This window comes from Falsiroseomonas ponticola, assembly GCF_016805305.1.
Lineage (GTDB): Bacteria > Pseudomonadota > Alphaproteobacteria > Acetobacterales > Acetobacteraceae > Falsiroseomonas > Falsiroseomonas ponticola.
Map to the genome: position 1 here is coordinate 18,094 of NZ_JAERQN010000014.1, position 16,033 is coordinate 34,126.

Annotated in this window: 17 protein-coding genes and 1 tRNA gene; 11 read left to right on the forward strand and 7 right to left on the reverse strand. The window is 72.6% G+C overall.

The annotated features are described in order from the left end of the window. Positions 1-9: 9 nt before the first annotated feature. Positions 10-693, reverse strand: a complete 684-nt coding sequence (gene lipB / locus JJI54_RS28220; protein ID WP_203076769.1) for a lipoyl(octanoyl) transferase LipB — start codon at positions 691-693, stop codon at positions 10-12. A gap of 29 nt (positions 694-722) precedes the next feature. Between lipB and JJI54_RS28225 the strand changes: the two genes are divergently transcribed. Continuing rightward, positions 723-808, forward strand: a tRNA-Leu gene (locus JJI54_RS28225). 62 nt (positions 809-870) lie between these two features. Here the strand turns inward: JJI54_RS28225 and JJI54_RS28230 are convergent. Further along, positions 871-1,362 (reverse strand): VOC family protein, encoded by a 492-nt coding sequence (locus tag JJI54_RS28230; RefSeq protein WP_203076770.1) that lies wholly within the window; start codon positions 1,360-1,362, stop codon positions 871-873. Then, positions 1,362-2,030 (reverse strand): glutathione S-transferase family protein, encoded by a 669-nt coding sequence (locus JJI54_RS28235; protein ID WP_203076771.1) that lies wholly within the window; start codon positions 2,028-2,030, stop codon positions 1,362-1,364. Before JJI54_RS28235 ends, JJI54_RS28230 begins: the two co-directional genes overlap by 1 nt. A gap of 132 nt (positions 2,031-2,162) precedes the next feature. On the opposite strand from JJI54_RS28235, the gene JJI54_RS28240 reads away from it, so the two are divergent. Both JJI54_RS28240 and JJI54_RS28245 read left to right on the forward strand, forming a co-directional pair. Next, positions 2,163-4,442, forward strand: coding sequence for an NADP-dependent malic enzyme (locus JJI54_RS28240; RefSeq protein WP_203076772.1), 2,280 nt, complete (start codon positions 2,163-2,165; stop codon positions 4,440-4,442). Between the two features lie 380 nt (positions 4,443-4,822). After that, complete coding sequence (locus JJI54_RS28245; RefSeq protein ID WP_203076773.1) at positions 4,823-4,981, forward strand: hypothetical protein; 159 nt, start codon at positions 4,823-4,825, stop codon at positions 4,979-4,981. 99 nt (positions 4,982-5,080) lie between these two features. Here JJI54_RS28245 and JJI54_RS28250 read toward each other — a convergent pair whose 3' ends face one another. The 4 genes from JJI54_RS28250 to JJI54_RS28265 form a co-directional block, all read right to left on the reverse strand. Beyond that, entirely contained in the window at positions 5,081-5,368 is a 288-nt protein-coding gene (locus JJI54_RS28250; protein ID WP_226382195.1) for a type II toxin-antitoxin system RelE/ParE family toxin, read from the reverse strand. Next, a complete protein-coding gene (locus JJI54_RS28255; protein WP_203076774.1) occupies positions 5,365-5,544 on the reverse strand; it encodes a hypothetical protein in 180 nt (59 codons plus the stop codon). The genes JJI54_RS28250 and JJI54_RS28255 overlap by 4 nt, the downstream gene beginning before the upstream one ends. Before the next feature lie 144 nt (positions 5,545-5,688). Next, the gene (locus JJI54_RS28260) at positions 5,689-6,417 is read right to left on the reverse strand and encodes a metallophosphoesterase family protein (RefSeq protein WP_203076775.1); all 729 of its coding nucleotides are present in this window, start codon (positions 6,415-6,417) and stop codon (positions 5,689-5,691) included. Further along, on the reverse strand, positions 6,402-6,887 hold the full coding sequence (locus JJI54_RS28265; protein WP_203076776.1) for a hypothetical protein: 486 nt from the start codon (positions 6,885-6,887) through the stop codon (positions 6,402-6,404). Before JJI54_RS28265 ends, JJI54_RS28260 begins: the two co-directional genes overlap by 16 nt. A gap of 78 nt (positions 6,888-6,965) precedes the next feature. On the opposite strand from JJI54_RS28265, the gene JJI54_RS28270 reads away from it, so the two are divergent. The 8 genes from JJI54_RS28270 (at position 6,966) to JJI54_RS28305 (ending at position 15,917) form a co-directional block, all read left to right on the forward strand. Beyond that, on the forward strand, positions 6,966-7,535 hold the full coding sequence (locus JJI54_RS28270) for a hypothetical protein (RefSeq protein WP_203076777.1): 570 nt from the start codon (positions 6,966-6,968) through the stop codon (positions 7,533-7,535). Continuing rightward, complete coding sequence (locus tag JJI54_RS28275) at positions 7,535-8,266, forward strand: endonuclease/exonuclease/phosphatase family protein (protein WP_203076778.1); 732 nt, start codon at positions 7,535-7,537, stop codon at positions 8,264-8,266. Before JJI54_RS28270 ends, JJI54_RS28275 begins: the two co-directional genes overlap by 1 nt. 78 nt (positions 8,267-8,344) lie before the next feature. Continuing rightward, positions 8,345-11,740 (forward strand): autotransporter outer membrane beta-barrel domain-containing protein, encoded by a 3,396-nt coding sequence (locus JJI54_RS32870; RefSeq protein WP_203076779.1) that lies wholly within the window; start codon positions 8,345-8,347, stop codon positions 11,738-11,740. A 55-nt stretch (positions 11,741-11,795) separates the two neighbouring features. Beyond that, positions 11,796-12,494 carry a VWA domain-containing protein gene (locus JJI54_RS28285; protein ID WP_203076780.1) on the forward strand — a complete coding sequence of 233 codons (699 nt, stop codon included), beginning with the start codon at positions 11,796-11,798 and terminating at the stop codon, positions 12,492-12,494. After that, the gene (locus JJI54_RS28290; RefSeq protein WP_203076781.1) at positions 12,494-13,183 is read left to right on the forward strand and encodes a J domain-containing protein; all 690 of its coding nucleotides are present in this window, start codon (positions 12,494-12,496) and stop codon (positions 13,181-13,183) included. The genes JJI54_RS28285 and JJI54_RS28290 overlap by 1 nt, the downstream gene beginning before the upstream one ends. A 66-nt stretch (positions 13,184-13,249) precedes the next feature. Continuing rightward, positions 13,250-14,119, forward strand: a complete 870-nt coding sequence (locus tag JJI54_RS28295; RefSeq protein WP_203076782.1) for a UTP--glucose-1-phosphate uridylyltransferase — start codon at positions 13,250-13,252, stop codon at positions 14,117-14,119. Positions 14,120-14,143: 24 nt separating this feature from the next. Continuing rightward, complete coding sequence (gene pgmG, locus JJI54_RS28300) at positions 14,144-15,556, forward strand: phosphoglucomutase/phosphomannomutase PgmG (RefSeq protein WP_203076783.1); 1,413 nt, start codon at positions 14,144-14,146, stop codon at positions 15,554-15,556. After that, positions 15,543-15,917, forward strand: a complete 375-nt coding sequence (locus tag JJI54_RS28305; RefSeq protein ID WP_203076784.1) for a gamma-glutamylcyclotransferase family protein — start codon at positions 15,543-15,545, stop codon at positions 15,915-15,917. The genes pgmG and JJI54_RS28305 overlap by 14 nt, the downstream gene beginning before the upstream one ends. Positions 15,918-16,033: the final 116 nt, after the last annotated feature.

Below are 16,033 nucleotides of genomic sequence, written 5' to 3' on the forward strand. Positions count from 1 at the left end.
GAGGGGGGTTCAGCCGAACACCTCTCCCCAGGCCGCCATCAGGGCGCTGTCCGCCTCCTCCATCGTGGCCAGCACGCCGAGCCGGTGCAGGCTCGTCACCCCCAGCCCCTGCTCTGCGATCCCGCAGGGCACGATGCCGCCGAAATGGCTCAGCTCCGGGTCCACGTTCAGCGCGACGCCGTGCCAGGACACCCAGCGCGTGACGCGCACGCCGATGGCGCCGATCTTGTCCTCGGTCCCCCGCGCGCGATCGACCACCCAGATGCCGACGCGCCCCTCCCGCCGCTCCCCCTTCACGCCGAAGCGGTCGAGGGCGCGGATCATCCATTCCTCCAGCCCATGGACGAAGGCCCGCACATCCCGCGCCCGCACCGTGCCGTGGTCCCGGTTGAGGTCGAGCATGACATAGCCCGTCCGCTGCCCCGGCCCGTGATAGGTCCATTGCCCCCCGCGCCCGGCGGCGACCGCCGGGAAGCGCGTCTCCAGCAGATCCTCCGGCCTGGCGGAGGTGCCGGCCGTGTAGGTGGCCTCATGCTCCACCAGCCACACCGCCTCCGGCTGCTCGCCCGCGCGGATGGCGGCGACACGCGCCTCCATGGCGGCCAGCGCCTCGGTATAGGGAAGCTGGCCGGGGCTGATCCGCCATTCCAGTGCGGAACCGGGCGGGGGGGGCGTTGTCGGGGGCGCTGTCATCGGTTATAGCGCGGGCCTCTACCCGATATGCGGTCGTGGCGGAATGGTAGACGCGCCAGCTTGAGGTGCTGGTGGGGGCAACCCCGTGGAAGTTCGAATCTTCTCGACCGCACCATCCTCGCGATGGTTCTCACGCCAAAGGCCCCGCCGGCATGCCGGACGGGGCCTTTGTGGTTCTCAACGGGCCGCCTTCGCCGCCTGCCAGGCCGCCAGCTTCGCCCGCGCGCCATTGGTCCGCGGGTCCATCGCCGCGTCATGCGCCGGCGTCTTCGCCGTCAGCTCGATCACATAGCCATTGGGGTCGCGGAAGTAGATGGACTTGATGACCCCATGGTCGGACGGCCCCCGCGTCTCCACGCCGGAGGCCCGGCCCTTCGCCAGCATCGCCTCCAGCGTCTCCATGGAGACTTCCATGGCCAGGTGCAGGTCGAAATCGTGCTGGTCGTGGAAGTCGAAGGGGCTGTCGGGCACCTCGAAGAAGGCGAGGTAGCTGCCATCCGCCAGCCGGTAGAAGGTGTGCAGCACCTGCGCCGTGCGGCCGGTGGCGGTGGTGCCGATCGGCATCGCCTCCGCCAGCTCCAGGCCCAGGAACTCCTCGTAGAATTTCCGGGTCTCCTCGGAATCCCGGCAGCGATAGGCGATGTGGTGGTAGCCCAGGATCGCGCCCATCACGCGGCCGCCTTCGACAGCACATGGTCCCGCCAGCCTTCCCAGGCCGCGTGCCCCGCCTTCCAGCCGGGCCTGGCCTTCATCGCCGCGATCCAGCGCTGCACCCGGGGGTAGGGGGCGTAGTCGAAGCGCGCCATCTCCCCCAGCGTCGCATAGGCCACGCCCATGTAGTCCGCCAGGTTGGGCTCCGCCCCGCCGAGGTAGGGCCCCGGATCCTTCAGCATGTCGGCATCCAGGATGCGCATGAACCGCTCCCCCTTCGCCGTGCAGCGGGCATTCACCACCGCCTGCACCGCCGGATCCTCGAAGGCCATGTGCGGCATGATCCGCGGATACATCGCGCCGTAGCAGAATTCGCGGGAGAAGCCGGTGTTGAACCAGTCCAGCTGCTCATCGACGCGCGCCCGCGCGCGGGCGTCCCTCGGATAGGCCGGGCTCTCCGCCAGCGTGGCCAAGTAGCGCAGGATCGCCGCATTCTCCGTCAGGATGAAGTCGCCATCCTCCAGCGTCGGCACCTGCTGCGTCGGGTTCTTCCGGGTATAGCCGGGCCCCACATGCTCCCCGGTCAGCAGGTCCACCGGCACCAGCTCCAGCGCGATTCCCGCCTCGGCGGCGAACATCTCCACCGGCCGGCAGGTGGTGGAGCCACTGAAATGATACAGCCGCATGGAATTTCCTTCTCTCCGCCCCGGCCCTGTATCGCCCGCCGGCGCGTCCCCTGCCAAGCGCAACCGATTGCCCCGCGAACCCCGGTCGCGCCCCGCGAGCATCTCCCCTAAGGTAAAGGTGGAGGTGAATTGATGGACGAGGATTTCCGCAAGGCCGCGCTGGACTATCACCGCCTGCCAAGGCCGGGGAAGCTGAGCGTCGAGCCGACCAAGCGCATGGCCACCCAGCGTGACCTGGGGCTCGCCTATTCGCCCGGCGTCGCCGCGGCTTGCGAGGAGATCGCGAAGGACCCCGACACCGCCTTCGAATACACCTCCCGCGGCAACATGGTCGCCGTCATCACCAACGGCACGGCGGTGCTGGGCCTGGGCTCCATCGGGGCGCTCGCCTCCAAGCCGGTGATGGAGGGCAAGGCCGTCCTCTTCAAGAAGTTCGCCGGCATCGATTCCATCGACCTCGAGATCGAGCAGCGCGACCCGCAGAAATTCATCGACGCCGTCGCCGTCCTCGAACCCAGCTTCGGCGCCATCAACCTCGAGGACATCAAGGCCCCCGAGTGCTTCGAGATCGAGCGCACGCTGCGGGAGCGGATGAAGATCCCCGTCTTCCATGACGACCAGCACGGCACGGCCATCATCGTCGCCGCCGCGGTCCGCAACGGCCTGCTGCTGCAGGGCAAGCGGCTGGAGGATGTGCGCCTGGTCAATACCGGCGGCGGCGCCGCCGCCATTGCCTGCCTCGACCTGCTGGTGGCCATGGGGCTGCGGCGGGAGAACGTGACGATCTGCGACATCGATGGCGTGGTCTGGAAGGGGCGCCCGAACACGGACCCCTACAAGGCCGCCTATGCGCAGGACACCAACGCCCGCACCCTGCAGGATGCGCTTCCCGGCGCCGATGTCTTCCTCGGCCTCTCCGCGCCCCGCATCCTGAAGGCGGAATGGCTGCCCCTGCTGGCGCCGAAGCCGCTGGTCCTGGCGCTCGCCAATCCCGAGCCCGAGATCCTGCCGGAGGCCGTCCGCGCCGCCCGCCCGGACGCCATCGTGGCGACGGGCCGGACGGACTACCCGAACCAGGTCAACAACGTCCTCTGCTTCCCCTTCATCTTCCGCGGCGCGCTGGATGCCGGCGCCACCACGATCAACGAGGCGATGAAGGTCGCCGCCGCCGACGCCATCGCGGCGCTCGCCCGGATGGAGGCGAGCGAGGTCGTGGCCGCGGCCTATGGCGGCAGCGCCCCCACCTTCGGGCCGGACTACATCATCCCGAAGCCCTTCGACCCCCGCCTGATCCTGGAGATCGCCCCCGCGGTCGCCAAGGCGGCGATGGATACCGGCGTCGCCCGCCGCCCCATCGCCGACATGCAGAAATACCGGCATGAGCTGGAGCGCTTCGTCTTCCGCTCCGGCAACCTCATGCGCCCGGTCTTCGAGGCCGCGCGCAAGCGCCTCTCCCGCGTCGTCTATGCCGAGGGCGAGGATGAGCGGACGCTGCGCGCCGTGCAGACCGTGCTGGACGAAGGGCTCGCCGAGCCCATCGTCATCGGCCGCCGCGACGTCATCGCCGCCAAGGCCCGCGCCATGGGCCTGCGCATGGATTTTTCGGAGTCCGTCCGCATCATGGACCCGGCGGCGGATGAGGCGACCTTCGCGCCACTGGTGAAGCTGTACCAGGAGAAGGTGGGAAGGCGGGGGATCCCGCCCGATGCCGCGGGGCGCCGCGTGGGCAACCGCCCGACCGTCGCCGCCGCGCTGCTGCTGGAAGCCGGCCTTGCGGATGCCTGCCTCTGTGGCGGCACCGGCGACTGGTTCCGCCACTGGCACCACGCCTTCGACGTGATCGGCAAGCGGGCGGAGGTGGACCGCGTCTATGCCCTCTCCGCCCTCATCGTCCCGAACGGCCACCTCTTCTTCGTGGACACCCACCTCACGGTGGATCCGACCGCCAAGCAGATCGTGGACATGACGCTGCTGGCCGCCGAGCAGATCCGCGCCTTTGGCCTGGCCCCCAAGGCCGCGCTGCTGTCGCATTCCAGCTTCGGCGCCTCCGGCGCGCCCTCCGCCCGCAAGATGCGGGAAGCGCTGCGCCTGCTGCGCGAACGCGCCCCGGATTTCGAGGTGGATGGCGAGATGCACGCCGACGCCGCCCTCGTCCCCGCCATCCGGGACCGCGCCGTGGCCGACAGCACGCTGACCGATGCCGCGAATCTGCTGGTGATGCCGAGCCTCGATGCCGCCAACATCGCCTTCAACCTGCTGAAGGCGGCCGGGGAGGGGCTTCAGGTCGGCCCCATGCTGCTCGGCATGGCCAAGCCCATCCATGTTCTGGTGCCAAGCGTGACCGCCCGCGGCATCGTCAACATGACGGCGCTCGCGGCGGCGCAGGCGAACGGGATGCTGGTGGTGGGGTAGGGGGGGCGGGCGGGCGGCGCGGGAGGGCGAAGCGCTTCGCGCTGCTGCTCGCCATGCACGCCCTCGCCGGCTGCGCCACTGGTGATGCCGACTACCTGCTGGACCTTTTCGCCAGCGGCCAAAGGGCTGCGCGGGCAGAGGGTGTGGCACCACGCGAATGGGGCTGCTGGTTTCGCGATCTGGAAACAATGGAGCCCTGCTTCGTGCAGACTGTCCAGCGGGGCCTGACGAGCGAGTTGACGGCTCGTCTTGGGACAGGCGCCATGGATGCGGGGCGTCTCCGTCGCGAGTTCGGCCTCGATTGCGCATCGGCGGCGCCAGCCGGCGCTTGGTCATGCCAACGGCGGTTTGCAGCGCGGATGCGATGCGGGCTCCAACCGATGGTCCCGGTGATCCCGGTGATCAATTACGGCCCATGGCGGTCCGGTGTGCAGCACGTCGATATCCGGCCAGGCGCGCCGGGGGCGGCGCCGGTCGTCGTCAGCCGCCTCGTGATCGACCCGCATCCCGGCGACGACAACACCTGCTCACGCCGGTGACCGACCGTCCCGGCAGCGCGTGGCGCGCTGCGGCAAGCGGGATGTCTGCCAGGGAACCTGATCGAGGCCCGTGACAGGCCGCGACGCGGCGCCCCATCGTCACCCCCGGTCCTGCCTTCCGTGCCAGAGGGGCAGGATCAGCACCCCGCCCCGTGTCACCTCGTAGACAACGATATAAGGGGACAGCGCCACCAATTCGCGCGTCCCCGGAACGCGGCCGGGACGGCCCCGGTAGGGGAAGGCCTCCAGGCTGTCGGCCGCCAGAACCAGTTCCTGGACGAATTCCTCCGCCAGGTCGGGCCGTTCCTCGGCGAGATAGGCGAAGATGCTGTCGAGATCGGCGGCCGCCGCGCGGGACCATCGGACCGGCAGCCCGCCATTCCTCAATCCCGCCGCGCCTTCGTCAGTTCGGTCGTCCGGCGCCGCGCCTCCGCGATCATGTCCATCATCCGCTGTCGCATGACCTCTTGCGGGATCGTCTCGCCATCGGCGCGCGCCTCGGCGACCGCGGCTTCCAGCAGAAGCCGCTCGGTCTCGTCCCTCGCGGGGGGGAAGTCGCCCATGCGCTCCTCGATGCCGCCCAGGAACAGAGGATGGGGGCGACCCGGAGCCGATGCAACGCCGGACCCGATAGCCCCCAGCCCCGCCGCCGAGAACCCGCACCCATCCGGGGCCCCCGCAAAGCCGCGAAGCGGTTTGGTGGGGAGCTACGCCTCCCCCGTCCCCAGCCACCCCGCCCAATCCGCCCGCCCATTCGCCGCCGCCCGCGCCACCGCCGCCTGGTGGTCATAGGCGATCGCCACCAGTTCGGCGGCAACCAGCCGCCCTTCCTCCACCTCCAGCACCGCGAAGCGCGCATGCGGCGCGCCCGTCACGCTCGCATGGGCGGGCGGCGTCGGGTCGTCATAGGCCGGCATGCCGACGCTGCCGGGGTTCACCACCACGCGCCCATCCGGCAATTGCCGGATCGCCGCCTGGTGGCTGTGCGCGCAGAGGATCAGCCCCTCCGCCGTCGGGCCGAGCCGCGCCGCCACCGCGGCACCCGAAGCCGGCACCAGCCGCCCGCCGGCCACATCCTCCAGCAGATAGGCATCGTCATCGTCGGGCCGCGCATGGAAGGCCAGCACGCCGGGCAGGGGGCGCAGATGCACCGGCAGCCCGCCCAGCCCGGCCCGCTCCCCGGCCGTCAGCGCCGCGCCCGCGAAATGGTCGGAAGCCCCGCCGACGCCCTCCGCCACCCAGCGGTCATGGTTGCCGCGGAGCGAGGGAATGCCCGCCCCGCGCAGCAGCGCCAGCGTCTCCGCCGGCCAGAGCGGCCCGGACACCAGGTCGCCGAGGTTCACCACCTCCGCCACCCCCCGCTGCCGCAGCGCGCCCAGCACCGCCTCCAGCGCCACCGCATTGCCGTGGATATCCGCGATCACGCCGAGCCGCATGCACCCTCTCCTGCCTTCACCCGATGCTCGAAGGTCACGCGGAAGCGCCGGCTGGTCTGCATATAGGCCAGGAAGGCCAGGTGGAACGCGACCTCCAGCACCAGGTCGCCCACCGGGTCCGCGCTGGCCGGCCCGCCGGGCGGCCCGATCACCGCATCGGCCAGGGCCAGCCCCGCCGTGCCGACCACGGCGAGCACGGCATAGCCGGGCCGGAAGCCCGGCCAGAGCCGGAACCACAGCACCGCCATGCCGATCTGCGCCCCCAGCACCAGCAGGCCCAGCAGGTTGGACGCCACCGCCGCGGCCCCCAGCGCGGAGTCCACCCATTGCTGCCAGGTCAGCACCACGCCGCCCGGCACGGACAGCACCATCAGCGCGGAGATGACGCGCAGCCAGCCGCCCAGGCCGTACAGCCGGTGCGCCTCCGCCTCCGCCCCGCTCACCCGCACCCAGCCCGCCACGGCCCCCATGCCCCCGACGCGTCTCCTTCAACGCTTTCGTTCCTACCGGCGCATGAAGCCCGGCGGAAGCACCGGCGTTGACGGCGCATGGCCCTGCTGACGCGTGACGACCTCCGCCGCCATTCCCCCTTCGCCTGGGCATGCCTGGCCGCGCTGGCCGGCGTGGCGCTGCTGCTCTGGGGGCTGGACAAGCGCAGCGCCGCCCTCGGCACCGCCGCCGGCATCCTCGGGCTGCTCGGCATCATCCTGCCGCCGCGGGAACGCATGCCCCACCTGTCGATGCGCCTGCGCCGCCTGCCCCGCGCGCTGGATGCCGCGCCGGTGCTGGCGACGCTGCTCAGCACGCCGGGCTACGGCCTCAACTGGTTCCACGGCGCGAATCCCTATGACGAGGTCGTCCACCTCGTCTCCGGCCTGCTCGCCGGCGCCGTCTTCGCGGGCCTCGTCCTGGCGGATGGCAGGCCCCGCGGCCGCCGCCGCCTGGCCGCGCTCGGCCTGCCCTTCGGCCTGGCCCTGGCCTGCGGGTGGGAGGGGTTCGAGGCCCTGCTCGGCATCATCGGCAACACCGCCGACACCCTCTCCGACATCGCGCTGACCGCCGGCGGCGCGGTGCTGGGCGCGGCCATGGGCGCGGCGCCCTGGCGGGGCCGGGCCTGATGCGCGTCGCCACCTGGAACATCCATCGCGGCCGCGCCGCCTTCGGCCGCTTCCGGCCGGACCGCATCACCGCCGTGCTGGCGGAGATGCGGCCGGACCTGGTGGCCCTGCAGGAGGCGCAGCACCATCTGCGCCGCGGCGCCCCCATGCTCGATACGGCGGCGATCGAGCACGCCACCGGCCTGGTGCCGCTGCGCGTCGATCCCCGGCAGCAGGGCTTCCGGGGTAATGTGGTGCTGGTGCGGCGGGACGCGGTGCTGCTCTCCGGCCCGCGCGGCCTTCGCCTCGGCGGCTGGGAACCCCGCGGCGGCATCCAGGTGGATCTGGACCTGGGGCAGGGGCCCTTCCGGCTGCTCTGCGCCCATCTCAGCCTCGGCGCCCCGCGCCGCCGCGCCCAGGCGGCGCTGCTGATGGCGGCGATGAAGCCCGGCCTGCCCACGCTGCTGATGGGGGACCTGAATGAATGGCGCCCGGGCGGCAGCGCGCTCGCCGTCCTCGCCCCCGCCTTCGGCCATCCCGCCCTGGTGGCCACCTTCCCCGCGCTGCGCCCGATCCTGGCGCTGGACCACATCCTCTCCCACCCGCCGGGCCTCGTCGCGGCGGTGGCGGCGCATGGGACCAGGGCCGCGCGCCGGGCCTCGGACCACCTACCGCTGGTGGCGAGGCTGCGGCTCCACCCCACCCCGGCCGCACCCCGGATTGCAACCGGAACGGGCATGACGGAGTCGTGATGGTCACTCCCGGTTTGTTGAGACAAAGCTTCCCACGCGCATAGACCTTCCAGGAACTGGTCGAAGCCTGGAGGCCGCATGCCCGGACCCGCCATGATCCCCGCCGCAAGCCGGCGGCGCGCCGCCTGGATGGCCGGCACCGCGCTCTGCGGCGCCGTCTCGGCCGGGGCCATCGGGCCGGCGCTGGCGCAGACGCTGTCGGGGGATGGCGGCCAGGCGGGGCCGCGGCTGGGCATCATCGTGGTGCAGGGGGGCGCCGTCAGCGCCACGGGCGCGGGCGGCGATGGCGGCAACGGGCTTCCCTTCACCATCTTCTCGATCCTCGGCGGCGGTGGCGGCGGCGGCGGCGTCACCGGCGGCGCCGGCGGCGCGGGCGCGGATGCGGTGGGCGGCCTGGCCACCCCCGGCGGCGCGGGGGGCGCGACCGCCGGGGCGAATGGCGGGGATGGCGTGGCCTCCGGGCTCGGCTCGGGCAGCGGCGGCGGTGGCGGCGCGCATGGCTGGGTCGGCGCGCTGCCGGCCGGGACCGTGGCCGGCGGCGCCGGGGGCGCGGGCGGGGGCAGCGGCCCCTTCACCGCGCTGGGCGGCGGCGGCGGCGGTGGCGGCGGTGCGGGCGCCGTCATCACCAGCACCGGGACCACGGCGACGACGACCGCCACCATCTCGGGTGGCGCCGGCGGGGCGGGCGGCTATGGCGGGCCGGGCGGCGGCAATGGCGGCACGGGCGGCAGCGGCCTCGTGCTGCTGGAGACCGGCTGGACCCTGACCGTGGATGGCACCATTCGCGGCGGCGATGGCGGCAATGGCGGGGCATCGACCACCACCTCGCAGGGCGGGATCGGCGGCGCCGGCGGCGTCGCGCTCAACGCCGGCACGGGCAATACGCTCATCGTCAACGGCACGCTGATCGGCGGCAATGGCGGGCTCGGCGGCAGCGGCGCGAATGATGGCGGCTCCGGCGCGGCCATCCAGGGCCGTTCGCTCGCGATCACCCTGGCCGATGGCGCGACCGTCACGGGCGGCCTGCGGGGCGGCACCGGCAGCGCCGCCGTGGCCATGGCGCTGGCGGGCGACAGCACGCTGATCCTCGGCAATGCGGCGATGTCCGGCAGCATCAACCTGCTGGAAAGCGACACCGTCCTCACCATCCGCCCGGTCGGGGACCAGACGCTGACGGGCGCGATCATCGGCTCCGGCGGCGTCGTGCTGGATGGTGGCCATGTGCTGACGCTCGGCGCCCCCACCGCCTATTACGGCACGACGCATGTGACCAATGGCAGCACGCTGCGCGCGGGCTCGCTGAGCGCCTTCACCTCCCGCAGCGCCTATACGCTCGATGCCGGCACGACGCTCGACGTGAACGGCTACGCGCAATTCGTCGGCAGCCTGGCGGGCGAGGGGCGGGTGCTGCTGGGTGGCGGCACGCTCGCGATCGGCGGCCTCAACACCTCCACCACCTTCGCGGGCGCGATCTCGGGCGCCGGCGGGATCACGAAGACCGGCACCGGCACGCTGACGCTGACCGGCACCAACACCTACACCGGCACCACCAGCATCACCCGGGGCACCCTGCTGGTGGGTGAGGGCACGGGCCTCACCGGCACGCTCGGCACGGGCGCCGTCACGATCGGCGCCAATACCGCCCTGAACCTCTATCGCAGCGACGGCCTCGTGCTCGGCAACGACATCTCGGGCACCGGCAGCATCGGCGTCTATCGCGGCGTCAACACGCTGAACGGCGATGGCGCCGGCCGCAACCTGCCCGCCAGCTACACCGGCTCGGTCACCATCTACCCGGGCGCCACCCTGCTGGTGAACGGCGATTTCGGCAGCGCCGCCATGGTGGTGCAGCCCGGCGCGACGCTGGGCGGCAGCGGCACGGCGGGCCGCGCCATGGTCAGCGGCACGCTGAGCCCCGGTGGCGCGGCCGGCGACATCGCCACGCTCACCATCGGCGGCATCCTGCGCCTGACGGGCAACACCGTCCTGGTGATCGAGATCGGGCAGTCCAGCGCGGACCGCGTGGTGGCGGCGGGGGAGGCGACGCTGGGCGGCACGCTGCGCCTGGTGCCGGTCGGCGGCAGCTTCACCTTCAACACGCCCTATACCGTGCTCCAGGCGCCGAGCGTCACCGGCAGCTTCGCCCAGGTGACGACCTCCGGCAGCTTCGGCGCCGGCGTGTCGCCCCAGGTCACCACCAGCGGCACCGCCGTGCAGGTCACGCTGGTGCCGCAGCAGATCCCGCCCCCATCGGCCGGCGGCGACACGACGCCGACCACCGACACCAGCACCACCCCCACCGACACGACCGCCACGACGCCCCCCGCCACCACCCCCGGCAGCGTCGCCGGCGGCGGGCCCGGTAACCTCGTCAACGTCATCGGCGCGCTGAACCAGGCCATCGCCAATGGCCAGGACATGAACGCCTTCTTCGGCGTGCTGAACCAGCCCGCCGCCCTGATCGGCGCCGCCGCCAACCAGCTGAGCGGCGAGGTCGCGACCGCCCCCGTCATGATCGGTGCCCTCGCGGGCGCCCAGTTCACGACGGCCATGCTGGATTTCGGCGCCGGCGGCCGCATCCTGCCCGGCGCCGGGGAGAGCGGCGCGGAGGATGACCCCCAGCCCGAGCCCCGCTTCACCGTCTGGGGCACCGCCACCGGCCAGTTCGGCCGGATCGGCGGCGATACCGCCCGCGGCTCCGCCGCCAGCACCGGCTCCGTCCAGGGCATCGCCGCCGGCCTCGATGCCCGGGTCGCGCCCAACCTGATCCTGGGCTTCGGCATCGCGGGGCAGGGCGGCGCGGCCAGCCTCGCCGGCGGGCTCGGCAAGGCGGACTCCACCCTGGCCCAGGCCGGCCTCTACGGCCTGGCGCGCCTCGGCGCGCTGCAGCTCTCCGCCGCCGGCGCCTTCGGCCTGATGGAGACGGACACCACCCGCACCGTCCAGGCGCTCGGCCAGCGCCTGGCCGGGGAAGCCGATGCGAAGGTCTGGAGCGGCCGCCTCCAGGCCCGCTACGACGTGGTTCGCGAAGGCCCGCTCTCCCTCGGCCCCTTCGCCGCCGTCCAGGCCACGCGCGTCAGCACCGACAGCTACACGGAACGGGCCGTGACCGGCGGCGCCTCCGCCGGGCTGCGCGTCGCCGGCGGGTCGAACGACGTGGCGCGCACGGAACTCGGCGTCGCGATGGATGTGCTGGGCGGCCGCGTCGCCGGCGCCAGCATCCGCGGCACGGCGCGGCTCGGCTGGGCGCATTACCTGGCGCGGGACGCGGCGGCCACCGTCGGCTTCTCCAGCCTCCCCGGCACCAGCTTCCAGGTCCAGGGCGCGCGGCCGGACCCGGACGCCATCCTGGTCGGCGCGGGGATCGACGCCCAGCTCACGCCCCGGCTCAGCCTCGGCGCGCGGTTCGAGGGTGAATTCGCGCGGGAGACGCGGATCGCCGGCGGGACCCTGCAGCTCCGCTACAGCTTCTGAGCGGGCGGCGCGCGGGCCCCTTCCGGCGGGCCGGGCGCGGGGCCATCTTCCCGCCATGCCGAACCTGCCCGCGAAACCCGGCAACGCCGCCGTCGCCGCCTTCCTCGACAAGGTGGCGGCGATGCCGGCGGTCGCCACCGCGCCGGGCCGCGCCGGCCGGCTGATCTTCGCCATCGACGCCACCGCCAGCCGCCAGCCCAGCTGGGACCGCGCCTGCCACCTGCAGGCGGAGATGTTCGCCGCCGTGCGCGATACCGGCGGGCTCGCCGTCAGCCTCGCCTATTTCCGCGGCCATGGGGAATTCGCCGCCACCCCCTTCCTGACCTCCGCGCCGGACCTTGCCCGCCGCATGGCCGGCGTCACCTGCCTCGGCGGCCACACGCAGGTCATCCGCACGCTGCGCCACGCCCTGGCCCAGACGAAGGCGGAGCGCGTGAACGCCCTCATCCTCATCGGCGATGCCTTCGAGGAGGAGGTGGACGAGGCCTGCCACCTGGCCGGCGAATGCGGCCTGCGCGGCCTGCCGCTGTTCTGCTTCCTGGAAGGCCAGCACCCCGTCGCCGCCACCGCCTTCCGGCAGATGGCGAAGCTCTCCGGCGGCGCCTTCGCGCCCTTCGACGGCGCCAGCGCCACCGCGCTGCGGGACCTGCTGCGCGCCGTCGCCGTCTATGCCGCCGGCGGCCGCCGGGCGCTGGCGCGGCTCACCAGCCCCGCCGCGCGCGGCATCGCGGGCCAGCTGCCCGCGCCCGGCTGATGGCCGCACTCGCCCTCGGCGCGCTGGCGCTCGTCCTCCTCCTCGGCCTGCTGCAGCTCTTCGTCGCGGCGAAGCCCGGCCAGGTGAAGGCCGCCCTTGTCTGGGGCGGCGGCGCGCTCGGCCTCGGCCTCTTCGCGCTGCTGCTCGCCACCGGCCGCGGCGGCCAGGCCTTCTGGGCGCTGGCGCTGTTCGGCCCGGCCATCTGGCGGTGGTGGAAGGGCAGGGCCGCCGCCGCCACCTTCGCCCGCGGCGGCGCCGCCGCGCCCGGCCTCGCCTCGGATGTCGAGACCTCGCACCTCGCCATGGCGCTCGACCATGACAGCGGCCGCATGACCGGCCGGGTGAAGGCCGGCCGCCATGCCGGCGCGGACCTCGCCGACCTCGACCTGCCCGCGCTGCTCGACCTGATGGCGGAACTCGCCGCCGCGGATCCCGATGCCGTGCCCCTGCTGGAAGCCTGGCTGGACCGCGCCCATCCCGACTGGCGCGACGCGCCCCGCCCCGCCACCGCCGGTCCGCTGACGCGGGCGGAGGCGCTCGCCATCCTCGGCCTGTCGGAAGGCGCGACGCCGGAGGCGATCAAGGCCGCCCATCGCCGCCTGATGCGCACCGCCCATCCCGACCAGGGCGGCTCCGACTGGCTCGCCGCCCGGTTGAACGAAGCGCGGGATCTCCTCCTCGCGGAGTGAGACGGTGGACGCTATCCGCCGTCCATGGCATGGCTTGCGCCCTCACCGCCAAGGGAATGTCCACCCGTGCGCAAGCCGCTCCGCAAGGCTGTCCTCCCCGTCGCCGGCCTCGGTACCCGTTTCCTGCCCGCCACCAAGCAGATGGCGAAGGAGATGCTGCCCGTCGTGGACAAGCCGCTGATCCAGTACGCGGTGGAGGAAGCCCGCGCCGCGGGGATCGAGCAGTTCTGCTTCGTCACCGGCCGCGGCAAGACCATGCTCGTGGACCAGTTCGACGTGGCCTATGAGCTGGAGCGCACCCTGACGGAGCGCAACAAGACGAAGGAGCTCGACATGCTCCGCGCCCAGGCGCTGCCGCCGGGCTCCATCGTCTCCACGCGCCAGCAGGCCGCGCTCGGCCTCGGCCACGCCATCTGGTGCGCGCGCTCCTTCATCGCCGACGACCCCTTCGCCATCCTGCTGCCGGACGACCTCATGCTCTGCGACGTCTCCTGCACGAAGCAGCTGGCGGATGCCTACAACGAGACCGGCGGCAACGTCGTGGCGATCGAGGAGGTGCCGATGGCGCGCGTCTCCTCCTACGGCGTCATCGCCCCCGGCGAGACGAGCGGCAAGCTGGTCGAGGTGAAGGGCCTGGTGGAGAAGCCGCCGGTCGAGAAGGCGCCCTCCAACCTCACCGTCATCGGCCGCTACGTGCTGATGCCGGAGGTGATCGGCCACCTCTCCAAAATGGAAAAGGGCGCCGGCGGCGAGATCCAGCTGACGGACAGCATGGCCAAGCTGATCGGCACCCAGCCCTTCCACGGGCTGCGCTACGAAGGCCGCCGCTTCGATTGCGGCGACAAGGCCGGCTACCTGGAAGCCCAGGTCGCCTTCGCGCTGTCGCGGCCCGACATGGCGCCGGCGATGCAGAGCATCATCAAGAAGTATAGCTGAGCGGAAGCGGAGACGACGCAGACCATGACGGCCTTCAACCACCGCTTCGACCCCACCTCGCTCCGCGAATACGACATCCGCGGCATCGTCGGCGAAACCCTGAAGCCGGAGGACGCCTTCGCCATCGGCCGCTGCTTCGGCTCCATCGTCTCCCGCGCGCAGGGAACGAAGGTCGCGGTGGGCTATGATGGCCGCCTCTCCTCCCCGGAACTGGAAGCCCAGCTCGTCGCCGGGCTCCGCGCCTGCGGGCTGGAGGTGCTGCGCATCGGCTGCGGGCCGACGCCGATGCTCTACTTCGCCTCCTACGCGCTGAAGGCCGATGGCGCGATCATGGTGACGGGCAGCCACAACCCGCCCAACTACAACGGCTTCAAGATGATGCTGGGCAAGAAGCCCTTCTTCGGCCCGCAGATCCAGGAAATCGGCCGCATGGCGGCGGAAGGCGATGTCGTCCCCGCCGCCGTCGGCACCGACCGCGCCGTCGATGTCTCCGACGACTACATCGCCCGCATGCTGCAGGACTGGGATGGCGGCGACCGCGCGCTCAAGGTGGTGTGGGACCCCGGCAACGGCTCCGGCGCCGAGATCACCAAGCGCCTGGCCGCGAAGCTGCCCGGCACGCATTACGTCATCAACGGCACCATCGACGGCACCTTCCCGGCCCACCACCCGGATCCGACCGTCGCCAAGAACCTCGAGCAGATCATCGCGGAGGTCGCGAAGAACGGCGCAGACCTCGGCATCGCCTTCGATGGCGACGCGGACCGCATCGGCGTGGTGGACAATGAGGGCCACATCCTCTTCGGCGACCAGCTGCTGATCGTGCTCGCCCGCGATGTGCTGAAGTCCAAGCCCGGCGGCACCATCATCGCCGACGTCAAGGCCAGCCAGGTCCTGTTCGATGAGGTCGCGAAGGCCGGCGGCAATCCGCTGATGTGGAAGACCGGCCACAGCCTCATCAAGTCCAAGATGGCGGAGACCGGCAGCCCGCTGGCCGGCGAGATGTCGGGCCACATCTTCTTCGCGGACAAGTGGTACGGCTTCGACGACGCGCCCTATTCCGCCGTGCGCCTGCTCGGCATCGTCGCCCGCATGGCGGGCAAGCTCTCGGAAGTCCGCGCCGCGCTGCCGCAGGTCATCAACACGCCGGAACTCCGCTTCGATTGCCCGGACACCCGCAAGTTCCAGGTGGTGGCGGAAGTGAAGTCCCGCCTGGCCGCCGAAGGCGCCAAGGTGCAGGACGTGGACGGCGTCCGCGTGCTGACCGAGGATGGCTGGTGGCTGCTCCGCGCCTCCAACACCCAGGCCGTGCTGGTGGCCCGCGCGGAGGCCAAGAGCGAAGCCGGGCTGGAACGCCTCAAGGCCGGCATCGCCGCGCAGCTCCAGGCCTCCGGCCTCGCCGCGCCCGACTTCACCGGGGAGAATGCGGGCCACTGACGCCGGCCTCGTGCCGGTCTTCCTCTACGGCACGCTGCTGGACCCCGCGATCCTCGCCGCCCGCGCCGGCCGCCGCGGCCTGCGTGGCGTGCCGGCCACGCTGCCGGGCTGGGGCCGCGTGGCGCTGCGCGGCCAGCCCTACCCGACGCTGATCCGCGCCCGCCGCCAGGCGGTGCGCGGGCGCCTTGTCACGCTGGCGGGCGCGCCGCTCCGTCGCCTCCACGCCTATGAAGGCGCCTGCTACCGGCTGCGGCCGGTGCTCGTCCTCGCGCCGCGCGGGCGCCTCCGGGCCCTTGCCTGGATCGCGCGTCCCGCCCTGGCGAATGCCGCGAGGCCGTGGCAGACCTTCCCATCCTCGTAACGCGAAACACGCGAAATAGTGAGCGGCTTGCCCACCCCCTCGGTGCTGGCGTCACGCTGCCCTTCGCGTGCATGGTGAAACGGTGGTGTTGGATATGCGTTGGCAAAGGTGACTGC